General features: G+C 56.3%; 10 protein-coding genes and 2 pseudogenes. 4 read left to right on the top strand and 8 right to left on the bottom strand.

Going from position 1 to position 13770, the window contains the following annotated elements:
- Nucleotides 1-151: 151 nt before the first annotated feature.
- The 4 genes from ATB1_RS20325 to ATB1_RS04835 form a co-directional block, all read right to left on the bottom strand.
- The gene (locus ATB1_RS20325) at nucleotides 152-778 is read right to left on the bottom strand and encodes a metal-dependent hydrolase (protein ID WP_082256276.1); all 627 of its coding nucleotides are present in this window, start codon (nucleotides 776-778) and stop codon (nucleotides 152-154) included.
- A 63-nt stretch (nucleotides 779-841) separates the two neighbouring features.
- Nucleotides 842-1123 (bottom strand): hypothetical protein, encoded by a 282-nt coding sequence (locus tag ATB1_RS21380; protein ID WP_128081393.1) that lies wholly within the window; start codon nucleotides 1121-1123, stop codon nucleotides 842-844.
- 515 nt (nucleotides 1124-1638) lie between these two features.
- Nucleotides 1639-4107 (bottom strand): tubulin-like doman-containing protein, encoded by a 2469-nt coding sequence (locus ATB1_RS04840; RefSeq protein ID WP_042662503.1) that lies wholly within the window; start codon nucleotides 4105-4107, stop codon nucleotides 1639-1641.
- Between the two features lie 176 nt (nucleotides 4108-4283).
- On the bottom strand, nucleotides 4284-4682 hold the full coding sequence (locus ATB1_RS04835) for a hypothetical protein (RefSeq protein ID WP_128081392.1): 399 nt from the start codon (nucleotides 4680-4682) through the stop codon (nucleotides 4284-4286).
- Between the two features lie 389 nt (nucleotides 4683-5071).
- Here ATB1_RS04835 and ATB1_RS04830 point away from each other — a divergent pair, with 389 nt between their 5' ends.
- Complete coding sequence (locus ATB1_RS04830; RefSeq protein ID WP_128081391.1) at nucleotides 5072-6826, top strand: hypothetical protein; 1755 nt, start codon at nucleotides 5072-5074, stop codon at nucleotides 6824-6826.
- Between the two features lie 22 nt (nucleotides 6827-6848).
- Here ATB1_RS04830 and ATB1_RS21950 read toward each other — a convergent pair whose 3' ends face one another.
- Nucleotides 6849-8000, bottom strand: a complete 1152-nt coding sequence (locus ATB1_RS21950) for a M48 family metalloprotease (RefSeq protein WP_157837714.1) — start codon at nucleotides 7998-8000, stop codon at nucleotides 6849-6851.
- Nucleotides 8001-8722: 722 nt separating this feature from the next.
- Nucleotides 8723-10109: pseudogene (locus ATB1_RS04820) on the bottom strand (ATP-binding protein).
- A 169-nt stretch (nucleotides 10110-10278) separates the two neighbouring features.
- Between ATB1_RS04820 and ATB1_RS22895 the strand changes: the two are divergent.
- Nucleotides 10279-10896 (top strand): winged helix-turn-helix domain-containing protein, encoded by a 618-nt coding sequence (locus ATB1_RS22895; RefSeq protein WP_042662499.1) that lies wholly within the window; start codon nucleotides 10279-10281, stop codon nucleotides 10894-10896.
- A gap of 355 nt (nucleotides 10897-11251) precedes the next feature.
- On the opposite strand, the gene ATB1_RS04810 is transcribed toward ATB1_RS22895, so the two are convergent.
- Nucleotides 11252-12103, bottom strand: coding sequence for a DNA-binding protein (locus ATB1_RS04810; RefSeq protein WP_042662498.1), 852 nt, complete (start codon nucleotides 12101-12103; stop codon nucleotides 11252-11254).
- Between the two features lie 478 nt (nucleotides 12104-12581).
- Between ATB1_RS04810 and ATB1_RS04805 the strand changes: the two genes are divergently transcribed.
- On the top strand, nucleotides 12582-13148 hold the full coding sequence (locus ATB1_RS04805) for a helix-turn-helix domain-containing protein (RefSeq protein WP_042662497.1): 567 nt from the start codon (nucleotides 12582-12584) through the stop codon (nucleotides 13146-13148).
- Nucleotides 13148-13348: a hypothetical protein gene (locus tag ATB1_RS04800; protein WP_042662496.1), complete on the top strand. Its 201-nt coding sequence runs from the start codon at nucleotides 13148-13150 to the stop codon at nucleotides 13346-13348. The genes ATB1_RS04805 and ATB1_RS04800 overlap by 1 nt, the downstream gene beginning before the upstream one ends.
- On the opposite strand, the pseudogene ATB1_RS20320 reads toward ATB1_RS04800, so the two are convergent.
- A pseudogene (locus ATB1_RS20320) lies at nucleotides 13342-13770 on the bottom strand (zinc ribbon domain-containing protein); the annotation flags it as partial. The gene ATB1_RS04800 and the pseudogene ATB1_RS20320 overlap by 7 nt on opposite strands.

Genomic DNA, 13770 nt, shown 5'->3' with positions numbered 1-13770 from the left:
CTGAACGTCGCTGTCTGCATGGCTGTGTCTGGCTGTGACATTTCGAATCAGCAGGGCGAGGTGCCGCCCCGCACCCGAAGGGGGCCGATAAAATAGTACAGTTAGCCGAGACAGGCGTGGAACGTGGGTCAGGCGAAATATCCGAGGAGATCTAATCTTCCTTCGTCTGTATACGTGCCACGATTGAGAATCCACGGTCGCTCAGTAGTCCGTCGGCTGCGAGGTGACTCACAACCCCAAGAAAGAACCCAAGCGAACAGACTGCAATGAGGACAAACTCTCCCTCGGTGAGCGTGCCATCACCGCCAACGAGTAAGCACACAGCTGTCGCGACACACATCGCGGCGACAATACCGGTCGAAAGACGGTGCGTGATCGTCCGATGTGGTGGCCGAAGCAGCGGAAACAATGTCCGTATCCCTTCCCACGATCCCCACGCAGCAGAAGCGACAAAAAACCCACTCACGAAGGCACCAGCGCCACGCGCATTAGTGTCGACGAGCGCTACTGCAATAGGGTGTCGGTAGCGGAGGCCGATCACCGTTACAAGAACAGCTATGAACACCGGTAGGTAGCGTTTTCCACACCGGTATGGGATCGAAGACGGATGGTCAAGATCTGGAAAGAGCGCACCAACAAGGGTTACTGGAAATACTGCGGCGGTGAGCGCAACCACACCAAGGTCCCACAGCCCAACCAGATACGCGAGTGTCGTTCCAACGACGAGCACCACGTGAGCGACGGACCCATATCTGAGATGGCGTTCGTATCCTGGCATTAGCTACTCCGGTGGTGACGCCACGGTGTGCATTGGCGCTGTGCAACTCTCGTCGAGAGACAATCACTCATCGAAATCGAAGAGTGGCTCTTCATCCGAGGTTTCGGGCGTCGTAGTGTCGAAGTCAGCCGTCGACGACGGTGGATCTCCTCCAAGCTTGGCGAGTGTTTTTTCGATGGCTCGCTTTGTGCCGCTACTAGCTGCTTGTTCGTGCGCGGACCGGAGGAGGCCACAGAGCGTCTGTCGCCGTTGTCGCCGGTAGACGAGAGCGATACCCAACGTACCGACAGCAGCGACTGTCGCACCGATCCCACCAGCTTGAACAGGTGAGATTGGCGGTGTCACAGCGTACCCCGCATCCGATCGATCCACAACGGGTACGACAGGCGTTGTTTCAGACGCGACACGCTGGGTCTGGGTAAACTGGGTTTGTGCGGAGACTGTTGCGAGCGTCTCTCCTGCAGGGAGTACTGCTTTCGGGTACACACGGAACGAGATTGTAACACGTTCCCCAGGCTCCATTCGGTCCAACTCGAACGCAGTAGGTCGACTCCGATTTTGTCGCAGGACCTGTGCACCTCCCGTCGTCTCGTTCGTCGAGATACTCGATGGGTCAATGAACGACGTATCCTCGGTGTTGATCGTGATGGCAGTATTGTTTATTGGACCGGTTTTGTCGGTCGGTGAAACGATAACCGTTACGACGACAGCGTGTTCGCTCGTCTCACTCGTTCCCACGAAGGTAGTGTCGACAGTCAGTGGCACGGCAGGACTACTCGAACCAACAGCCGCAACGGGTGCGGTGAGTGCAGCAACGAGTACAAGCGCCGCAACGGAGAGGACCCAAATAGGCGTTCGAGTCATCGGTCTTCACCCCACTTGGGGAGGTCGGCATTGTCGACCTGACTCTGCAGCGACACCGGATGATCTTCTGGCAGCAGTTCAGGATACGCGTAGCAGTCCGCGAGGTCGATGCGCTCTCCCCAGAGACTGGGCCGGCCACGGTGGAGCGAATCTCGGAGTTGGCCATGGTCGAAGTTATCGAGTGCAAGTTCACCATGAACTGCGAGGAGACCGATACGGTGGTCGTCAGTACACAGAACCGTCTCTGGTTGTTTGTCGAATTCGTCGCTTGCAATCGTCTTGGGCGACGTCCCAGACGGAGCATCCTCCCAGATCAACTCCCGAGCGGGCTCCGTACAGAACACGACTGGGCGGCTCTGGCTTGGTGCACGTGACTTCGCACGCGTTTCGAGACAAGCCCCGAGGACGCCGTCCTCGTAATCGTAGAGTGTCTCCTGGAGACGGTTCACAACCACCTCGCGGTCGAGAACACCGTCTTCGATGAGTTCCGTGATTCCCGGATTGTTCTCGAATCGTGATTCGCTCAGCTCAGCCCCTGATGCGACTGGCAGGGTAACGAACCGTCCAAGCGGAGAACTCTGGATGGCCTCCGTGTGACGGTCAAGAGAATGCTTCGATGCCCGCTTTCGCTGCTGGCTCGTGTTGAGTTTGCTTTCGGCGTGTTCTTTCGCAGCGACGAGTTCGCTTCGCGTTGATTCGAGTGCTTCATTTGCAGCGTCTCGCTCATTCTCGACCGATTCAGCGAGTTGCGCGATCTGGTCACGCTCATCGAGTGCATTCCGAAGTTCCGTGAGCGTCGACCGAAGTTGCTCAATCGTCTCTTTGGTAGAGGTGTACGTCTCTCGCTCTGTGAGCCGGCCAGTAAGGCCCATACTGTCGAGTTCAGACGAGAGCGCCTGAATACGGTTCGTGAGCATTGGCTCAATTGTCTGCAGGAACTGAGCTTTGGGATCTGCCGTCGACGTGAACGACGGGTCTGCCTTCTGGATCTGGCTATCGTGGCGCTCGACGAACTCGTGTACAAGCGTGTCGAAGCGGTGGCTCCGAAGTGACGATTTCACTTCTGTAAGGACGGCAGACATGAAGATTGCGCGTTGGACAGTATCTCCATCTAGCGACGCATGGAACGAGTACGTCCGACGGTCCTGGAACTCGCTCAGTTCGTCTTTGATCCCGTCGATTCGCGACGCCCGCGGTGAAAGGTTACTGGCGACTTGCTCAGCACGCTTGAATGCGGTCACCATCACTTCGGGCGCGACACGACCCTCATCGTCAGCCCCGCGAGCATCATGATCCGCAGCGACAAGATCACCACTTCGAATGAGTGACTCCGCATCAAGCGCGATATCGAGCTGTTCGAGTGCCGCTTCGATGTCACGTTGCTCGTCAGTAATCCGTGCAACGTCTTGGGTGGCAGTTTGGTACTGCTTTTTCACCTCCAAGAGTTCTCGAACACGCTCGTTGGGGACCTCGAAGCTGGCACCTCGAACCTCGTAGAACGTATTCGTGAGGTACTTTACCTCGTTTTCGAGGTCCTCGAATGGGTCTTGGTTTTTCCGCATCCACTCGACGACGAGTCGGGCAGTCGTGCGGCCAACTCCTTTGCGGTACGTACGGTCTTCAGCTTCGTCTTGATTGTAGCGGAGCAAGAACACCCCAGAGAAGGGGTTCTCATCGATGGAATATGCCGACCGGCGGTTGTTCGTTCGATCTTGAGACGACAGCAGCGGAATTCGTAGTGGGTAGTCGACGTCATCGTACCCAGTAATCGCCCGGAGTTCGTCAAGGAGTGCGAGTGAGTTCGCTGGGAACCGCCAATGGATGTCGGGTGCATCCCCCCCACCGTCGAAGTCTGACGTCGTCGCAAGGCTACAGACCGCCCAGTGTTCGAACCCGGGTTGGAGCGTATTCTCGAGTTCGTTGAGAATGTTATGGAGGAGCCCGGTGATGAGCGGCATGACGCCAGAACCAGTTCCACCACCTGCTCCAACGAGCTGGAAGATGTTCACGCCTTTTGGCCCGTCAACGTCGGGGTCGTTTTGGAACTGTTCGACAAACTCAACAATCGTCCGACGAATCTGATCGTGGTAACTCCCGACCCGCTCTGGATTATCGAAGTGGTACCGTCCGATGCGTCGAATGCGGCCACTCCCATGGGCTCCTGAGATGATGTCCGTTGGTTTGAGGTAGTGCCGCTGTTTCTTATCATGTTCGTGGAAGCGCCGCTCTGGCGTTCGTAAGGTGACCGTTTCGGCATCATCGGGAAGGTCGCCAAACTTTCCGGACCCCGAATTGATTGCAACCATCTTCACTCGGTCTTCGATTCCTTCTCGCTTGGCGAGCGCGAGAACTGCTTTTCCTTTTTCAATTCCGCCGTCCCCTTCACACACGATGAGCGTCGGCGTTTCAGTAAGTGCCGCATCATCGTTGTGCTCCGGCATCGTGACTGCATTCGTTTCGGTCATGGTGGGTTAGTGGACGATGTGATCCAACAGACCCAATCCGTCTGTCTTCACCATCCTCACCCACAACAACGCAGCACATGTATCAATAAGTTGGCAATTTTCATGCAGTAGAATGAGTCTCGACTGCTGGAACAGTTTCTACTCGTAGAAACAGGCCGTGAGAAGAGCAACGACCGCTAGAACGGCGAAGATGGCATGAACCCCGGATTCTTCGAGATCGCTGTACCCACGTCATCAGGGCCAGTACCGCCTGCACCAGGGAGAAGTGACGTAAACTGCGACCACGACAGGACCCATGCCGACGGATTCTCGTCAGTAAGCATCTCTGGGCTGGCAAGGTACACCATGTAGGTACCTTCGATTTCGAACCGCTCGCGGATTTGTACTGGAAGTGCCGCAGGTGCACGAATCTTCGGCCACTCACTCATCGGCTCTTCGACGACGTTCCGGTCTGCGTACGTATACCCTTCCTTGTATGCTGGTGCTTGAGAAACGAACACAAAGCCAGAATCCACATCGTAATTCCAGTGAACTGCGACACCGTCTTCGAACCCGACAAGATATTCTTGCGCCATCGACGGAAAGCGGAGCTTCCGATTGCTCAGAACTTCGCGTGGTTCCTGCAAGGGCCACGGCTTATCAAATTCATCTGCGCTCTGTTTTCGAGACACGGTCATTCAGCTAGTCGACACGTTCGCCACAATAGAATATAGCTTTGGGAGCAAGTTTCGTATCAATCAAATGATTTGAAACCCATCAAGAATAGTTGCTCGGACGAGAGTTGGAGTTTGTGCTCACAATAGACACATCACGCTGGGTCAAGTGGATTCGGTCGTCTGTAACATCGCCACACCGTGCGTACGAAGTACGATGGGCAACGCAGACCCCCACCCGAACTGCACTCGAGAACCAACTTGACGATGCGTATGAACGTGTTGTGTCTGAGAGCGGACGTATAGAGTGGGTGGCAAAAAATCGGTTCGTCCCAAACGAACGATTCTCCATAACTAACGAGAATGAAGTTCGTGTCGAGCGTTGGTTACACGGATCTATTCAGTCGCTATTCGTTGCGCTCGTCGTCTTCGCTCCCTTTTTGCTGACTACTGTTTGGTCGCTTCCGGGCTACCTCGCCGCACTTGTGCTTCTTGAAGGCAAACATAATACGGACGCACCAGTCAGCGTCTGTACCGAGATTGTATTCGAAAATAAGAGTGGGTTCGTCTCAGTAATGGGCTTGTTAGCGCTTGCAACCGTAATCAATCACCTGCTCAGTATTACCGACTACTGGCCTGTACTCGTATTCTGTGCCGTTGCAGTCGGTATCCAGTTAATGTTATTCTATTTGAGTGACGAGCTCCCGTTTGTTCGTCCGGATCTCGCAAAACGACCAATGGCGATTCCGTACTCAATGGCAATAACATCGTTTGGAACCACGCTACTGTTTTTTCCAGCGGTCCTTGCAGCAACGTATGTCGCGCGGCTTGGGGCGGTTCTGAGTACGTACGCAGTCGGTGAGACCAGCCGTGGGACAGCCTCGATACTTTCGGACTTCACGGGCGGACAAACAGCAGCACCTGAGACACTCTCTCCAGCAGTCGTCCGAGAAGCAGTCTTTCAGATTGCGACCCCGCTATTCACGCTCGTTTTTCTGTGTGCACTCGTCATGTTCGGACTCTGGGTTTGGGACTGCAGATATACTACGAGCGTCCTGCACGACTACCGGCTCACCCCATTTGAGTCAGCCACACAGCGATTCGGGACGTTTGTCGGGTTTGTTATATTCTCGGGCGTCATCTATGCAGTAACGGCTGTTGCGATCTCGATTCTTCTTTTCGGTATTACGGGGACGTACTATCTCCCGTCGTCAACCCTCCAACCACTTCTTGTGATACTGCCGGCTGAACTCACGACGTCAGTACACGGGTTTCTCACGAGCATGTACGAGACGCTTGATCACGCGTTTGCGGCGTTCCCTGGGTCAGCACGTCTCGGGAGTCTCATATTCCTTAGTGGATTGCTTTGGCCGTTCGTGTTCGTCGCGGTTGGGACAGTTACAGAGATTCTTGGGCGACCGTATCGGGCGCTCCGCGTACTCGCGCGGTCAACACCACTTACGGACGACGCTGGCCAGTCGTTGGTTCCGCCCGACGTTCAAGTTCGTCGGATCAGCTGTGACGGCTATCCAGATATTCGTCCGTTGTCGCTACTATTCGGTGTGCGAAACTACATCATCGTGAGCGATATCGTGGTTTCAGAATGTTCTCGCGATGAGTTACAGGCATTGTTGCAGCATGAACTGTATCACATCCGAGAGCGACGGCTTGGCTACGCGACGGTGATGCTGTCGTCATTCCTCGGTGGAGCGAACGCGTTACCTGCGTTCTTCGACTACCGAAAAAGCGAGCGAAACGCGGATGCCGCAGCTGCAGCGGTTGTTGGCGCAAAAACAGTACGGCATGCAATCCGACGAATGTACAGCCTTCGGGCACGTACGACGCCGAATACGATTGGACTTCAACATCCAGGAATCATCGGGTCTGAGAGTTTCTCGATGAGATACCAACGTCTCACTTCGGATGCAGCCAGTCGGGTTGCATTGCTTCGTGCACACGCCCAAATGTTTGTAGCAGCCCCGTACAAGCTGTACTTTGGATCTATCTTGGTCGACACAGCACACATGGACAAAGACGAGCGACTGGCTGCACTCTTCGAGGAGTGAACGACTACTCCTCAAGAACGGTCTAGTCACGACGACGAACTTCACAGATCCGTTCGTGGTTTGATGGATGGACCGCACCAGCGAAGTGACCGTGAAACACGGTGAACGCACGTTCAGCCACACCCTGCGCCGTTTCGGTGAGCGCGGTTGTCTGTAATGTTGGAAGGAACGTCAGAACAGACCCCTCCAATACTGTGGTCTCATTTTTGAAAAACCGTTGTAGGAGTCCAACCATCACGTCGGCCCCGCGGTTGGTGCCCGTGGCGTCGTTTAGGCGTCGGACAGCATACTCATCCGCGGTGAACTCTCGGGCATGGAAGTCATAAATGCTGTACACGACGTTCTTCCCCATGAGTGCGAATGCAGGTAGAAATGCAAACATAAACTGTAGTTTTGCGCCTCGATGCTCGAAGTGGCTCTCTTCATGGGCGATGAGAGCGGCAATTTCGAGATCATCGAGATGTTCCAACGCACCTGTCGAAAGGACGATTGCATGGTCAAATGGGTCCCAATATGCACCTGCATAGAACCGCTCTTCCGGCAGGACCCACACCGGAACGGTGGGTTCAAACGGGATGGCGTATGGCTCTAAATCAGGGTGTCTATCGCACCGCGTCCGAATCTCTCGAACGAGGAGTGCTAACTGACTAAGTTGGTAGCACGAACCCATCAGTAAGTATCCAAATGGAAGCGCGAGGCTGCCCCCAAGCAACCAAACAACGAGTGAGACGCCCTGTCCGAGAAGTGACCAACTGACATAGGCCACGAGTATAATCGAACACAGAAAGACCCCTGCAGTAGTAATCATCAGGTACGCCGCAACTGCTGCCTGTCGTGTCGATATCTCACGACCAGCCTCCAAGAACTGCGCTCGGGTTCTGGACTGTTGTCCGAAGAGGAACAACCAGAGACTGCCCCAGATCATAACAAGGAGTGCTGCAGTAACCCCGAGACCGAGATAGCTCTGTAGTGAGTGAACTGGGAGTGGCCGAATTCGGACTGAAAACTGGGTGGGGAGCGAAAGGACAACCAATCCAGAGAGCGCTGCGGCGGCGATGACTGCACCCCTAGCCTGGCGTCGTGAACCAATCGAGGACAAGAGCCACACGACGAGACCACCAGTCACACCGACGATAATGGTAGTCTGCAATGGAGATCTGATCGAGATCTGCATATTGAGTAGACTAAAAATCACGAGTCCAACCGCCGCACCCGCCATCGTCAGAATGTATCGACTCGGGACTGCCGGAAGCCTCCAGTAGTACGTTGACAGGAAACGGCTCAGACGCTCGAGAGACGTCTCAACTCGGGGAGACTGTCCGTGGATCAACCACATGCCGACGAGCCCAGTACTACACAAGAGGCCATATGCTGGGCGAAGAACCGTCGCCCAGAGTGTCATAGCCCAAGCGATACTTAGGGGACCGAACTGCGGACTGGTAAACGAATCAAGCTCAACTTGCTGACGTGGAAGTGTCGTCTCTCGAAACAGGAGACTAGACGCAAACAACAACAGAAGAATGCTGAACGCAGTCACCGCTGCGGCAACCCCAGATGCACCACTTACCGCGAGTCCACGACCGACCAGCCCAACACAGAGACCACCAAGAGCGAATCGATACCACGTGTGGCCGTATGTGATTGATTCGGAGATCCGTGTCCCATCCTCCGTCCGTGTGAGCTGCCAGTCGCTTTGACAAGCGATGTGTGTCCGAAACACCGGTCCACAGTCAAAGCTGAATTGAGCGCCGTCTTCGGTTTGTTGACACGCTTCCTCATCAAACCGGTTTACAAAGAGGTTCGCTGGAATGGTCACCCGACCTGTGTGTCTCGAAACGACGAATCGACGACGCATGGCAACAATACACATCAACCAACGAGATGTGCCTAGTTAAATCATTCAGACACGATCTCACTCGGGGTGAACAACGATACATCCGACCGATTAGATGCCACTTCTCGCAGGCCGTCAGAGAATCCTGAACGAGCGAAGCAACAGTAGTGGTACGTCGGATCTCCACCCTCCGGTGGCGTCCAGTCGACCTGCGCAGCGCTCCGCTCTAGGTCGGCAAGGTCACCTTCGTTCATTTCTCGCTGCGTGTACTTGCATTCCCCAGCGACGAGTGTGCCGTCACTCGCAAGGCCGACAACATCCAGTTCGTGATGCTTGTGCCACCAGTAGCCAATCCCGTGGTAGGTCTTGGGAACTAACGACGAGAGCGCATTCTGACAGACGAGTTCGAACATCGAGCCCATGTACTCCGAGAACGAAGGTGCGACCAACTCCTCGAAAGCATTGTCACCGAGCTGGGCGAGTGTCCCTTCTGCCGTACACATAACGGAACCAGAACCGAAACAGCGGTTCGTTCAGTCGATACCGGCTCTTTCGCGTCGCATTGGGATTCGCCGTGACCGGGATATCCCGTGTGACCAGGCGCAGTCGACGGAGCTTCGCGAGATACGATCCGAGTGCGTTCGAATCGATACCGGCGAAGTTAGCAATCTCACTCGCCTCGCGCTTTCCTGTCGCAATCGCCCGGAGAATCGTGTAGTACGTCTGTGGCTCTTGAATCCCGAACTCTGTCCGGAGGAGGAACTCTGGCTCGTTGTGGAGCACACCGTGTTCGGAAAGCACGTGTGTCTGGATGTTCTCCGCGAGCGATGCCGTTGGGGTGAGTGCCTGAAGATAGTACGGCGTCCCACCGAAGACGCTCCACGTCTCAATCGTTGTCTCTGGGTCGTCTGTGGGGTACAGCTGTCGTGCGTCGGCCAACGCAAGTGGTGGCAAGTCAATGGTTCCGGTCCGGCGTCCGTACAGCGGGCTCCCACCCCCGAGCACTTTCTCTTCCATCACGCTGATCGACGACCCGACGAGTACCAACGACGCCGCCGTCTGTTCGAGATGGAGGTCCCAGACCCGCTGTATCTTTGAGGGGACTGCATCGTCGGATTCGATTAAGTATGGAAACTCGTCGATAACGACGACTGCGTCCTGCCGCCCAATTGTCTTGAGAATTGTCTCCCAGTCACGCTTGATATCGTCAACGACCGGGTACGTCTCGCGAGCGGTCTCGACGAAGCTTGCGAGCTGTACGTCCGGAGTCTCCTCGGTCGCCTGCCAGTACACCGCATCGTCTCGGTCACGAATTGCTTCACGGACGAGCGCGCTCTTTCCAAGCCGCCGGCGGCCATAGATGACGAGCAACTCCGCCGTCTCACGGTCGAACCGGGATCGAAGAAACGAGAGTTCGTCGTCGCGGTTGACGAAGGAAGGCCGAGACATAGTCCGTATTTGGCTTGGTAGATCATAGTCGTTCTGATTATCTTAATCGTGATTTTACTAATCGTGATTTTACTATTGCTGGATGACCTGCCAGCGCAGTTTGGCAGGGTAGACAAAATTAGCAATCTCCAGCAAAGCTATTTTACTCACTACGCTCGTACGACGACCAATGACCGGGGCAGACTCCTCCACAACACCGTGGCAGGGTAACGTCAACGAGGCAGTCATTGATGACTGGAAAGCAGACACCACGACGTTTGAGCGTATTCGACAGGTAATCGACGTTACAACGAACCCACAAACTGCCAGCGAAGTTGCTGAGCGTGCCCATGTGAGTGAACCCACTGCACGGAAGCACCTCTCAGCGCTCGCTGAGACTGGCCGTGTCAAAGTGATTGCAGCTGACGATGCCACTCGCTACATGCGCGCACCGCAGATGCTGGCGATGCGGCGGATCGCCGACATTCACCGCGAGCACACGAAAGACGAGATTCGACAGGCGATTCGGGAACTGAAAGAAGAACGGCAAGCGATCCAAGAACAGTACGACGCGACGACTGTCGACGAACTGACCTTGGAACTGGAGTCCGGTGCTGACGGATGGGCAGACCTCACTCGATGGCAGCAAATTGAGCAGAACCTTGAGATCGCCAAAGCTGCACTGATGCTCTACGACTTCGATCCAGATGATAGCCGGTCTGCAGCGGCTCGGCTCTCTGATCGTGAAAACACGATTCGCAGCCGCGGTGCACTACACGACGACGGCTCTCAATCCACGTGTGAATGACAGACGAGACGGACATTGAGAATATCGAGTTAGTAATTCGGCTGCCAGGGCTGGTTACAATTCGGGCACCGATCTGGGGCCGTTGCAATGTTGTTGTATGACTGGACGTTTCCGCAAGAGCTGCACTTCATTTCCCGTGCCATGGCCGCTGCTAATGTCAGCAATTGACTAAGTTCTAGGGTGGTTGATGAGTCGGTTCTGTACTGGTTGCCTCCCAATGAGGGAAGAGACCTGTTCCTGTTTTTCGAGGTCGTGGCTGCGCGCGCAGCACCGCAGGTGCGAGCACGGAGCGGTGGGTGGGGAGGTGGGGCCGGGTCGGTGGAGACGTAAAAAAGAACACACCCGCCGGCGACGCCTACTCAGCCCACCACGCCTCGCGCTCCGGGAATGACAGCTCAGACCATCCCGTCACGGCCACCGACACACGCCCACCGTACCAGCTCTTTGCGACGTTCCGCAGCGTCACCCGCTCGCCTTCTCTCACAGCCGGTTGCCCCGATTTCTCCCAGACCGTCACCTTCGTTCGTCCCGTCTCGTCTTCGATGAGTCCCACTTGTTGAATCGCCGGATCCGACGACTCCCACAACTGCGTAATCGTTCCTTCGATTGACACTTCTCGACGGCTGACCTCGCTGACCGCCGCAATCGGAATCACCGTCCCGGGTGCCTGTTGCAACTCCTCGAACACACCCACGACCGCGCTCATCATCGAGTTCCCGTCTGCGACCTCCTCGGCCAGCCGCCGACTGATCGCCGCCCGCGACCATCCATCGAGTTTCGATTGCATCCGTGCCGCCTCCCGGTTCACAACGCCCAACTGCTCACTCGTCAGTTGCACACGCGGGTCTTCCGCCTCGGGGTCGGCCCACCGATTCACACACCCGGCGCGTTGCTTGAACGCACGCGTTGCCTCGATACTCGACTGTTCGACCGCCGTCGCCGTCCGCGCTTCTCGACGCGACGTCTGTCTCCGGTCCCACCGTGCACGCGTCTGTTTGATCTCCCACTCCCGTGCAGCCATTCGCTCTTCTTCCGCGAGGGTCAGTCCCCGACCAACCGCTTCGGGATTGTTCAGGTCAATCTTAGCCTGGATCTCGAGTTCGACCGTGGGATGAAGCGCTGGCGTCTCATCGACCACGTCGTCGTCGACCGCTCGGGGGTGTTCGGAGTGCGAAACTTTAGTACTGAACTGCTTCTTACTACTCATTGCTGTTACCTGAAGGCGCTCACTCGGCGTCTTCTTCCGACACCACGACTCTCCAGCCGCGGCTCTCTCGTTCGACCAACTGGCTCTGCGCACGCCTTTCGCGCCTTCATCGCGCCCGGAGGGCGCGGAAGGCGTGCGCGCGACGACGGACACACAGCCAGCACCGCGCGCATAMGGGGCGCGAACGACGTGAGCGACCCGACGGCCCGGCCACCGCGAGCGGCCAGCACACAAGCCGGTTTCGCGTCCGCCGACCGAGCCTGCGAGGGCGGCGCGACCGACAGCGCGCTTGGTGCTGGCGCACCGGGAGGGTGCGAGCGATGCGACCCGCGACTGCAAAGAGCGGGTCGTCACGACCGGCGAGCAACGCGAGTCGGGCGCACGGTGGGCGGGCCGGCGAGCGGGGCGTGCCGATTCGTTGTGGGCCCTCCCCGACCGAACCAAGAATTAATACACAGTACATGGAATATGGAATACGATGTCGACAGATGACCGGGTTGCGACACCACCAAATCCGGAAGAAACATTCAACGACTTTCTCACGTACGCTGAGTTGCTGAATACGCCACCGCTCGCTCGGCTGTATATCTACATCCTCCAGAACGGCCCCGTCGAAATCGAGACGATCAAAGCGGATCTCAAGATGGCCCATTCGACGACGTACAAGTACATTGGTCAGCTCGAAGAGATGGGTATCTTAACCCGAGCTGAGGGGGAAAAACCAGCAAGCGTTACTGTCGACCCGATTCGTCTGCATCTCGAGACCGAGCATGGCGACGTCCTCGCGACACCCACGCTCATTGCTGCAATCGGACAACAGCTAGCGGTCGAAGACATCCGGGTGTTTGTCGAACGCCACGGAATCGCGAAGCTTGCTGCTGCACTCCACTACACGCTCCGAGTCATGGCCGGTGAACTCACACAGCGTACTGCAGCAACGAAACTCGGAGTGCACCCTGTCGAGGGGATGACCGTCTTCACCGCGCTTCAGGATATCGTCGAGGAGGCCACAACCTACGATCCATACCTGGAGCGCCCTGAGTGATGGCAGGTGAAGCAATTCCACGCGAGAGTACTGCAATCATTGACAGCAGTGTGCTGTTCGCGATGGGTGGTCCATCAAACGAAAAATACCAAGCCTTCGAACGCTTCGTCCGTCAGCAAGACCTTACGGTGACTGTTCCTGAACAGGTGGCCGAAGAACTAGGCGAGAGTCCCGGTGCGTACGAGTACCAGCGTCAGTAACCCACGACTGAAGTCGTGGGCTTGTCAGTGGACTCCCCTTCTGCCGTCGAGTCGACGGAGGCGTGGAAATCGCCATTCAGGTTCAGCGTCCCTGACGCAAGCGCACACTGACAGGGTGCGCCTCCACTCGAAGACGTCTGCCCCGAGTGGAGTCTCTTGAGTAGTTTCCGAGCGATGTTCTTACTCGCGTTGTAGTCCGCGTTCAGGTCGTACTCGCACTTCTGACACACGAACTGATGCTTCGTCCGCCGATTCGATTCGTGCGTAAACCCGCACGACGAACACCGTTGACTCGTGTACGCAGGGCTCACCTGCTCAACCTTGATCCGAACATCTCCGCCTTGTACTCAACGTACTGGGAGAGGCGTCGGAACGCCATGCGTGGAATCGCTTCGCACCAGCCATCCGTTTGCGAATATCGG

Source organism: Haloferax sp. ATB1, assembly GCF_000730175.1.
This window is presented reverse-complemented; position numbering and strand designations above follow the sequence as displayed.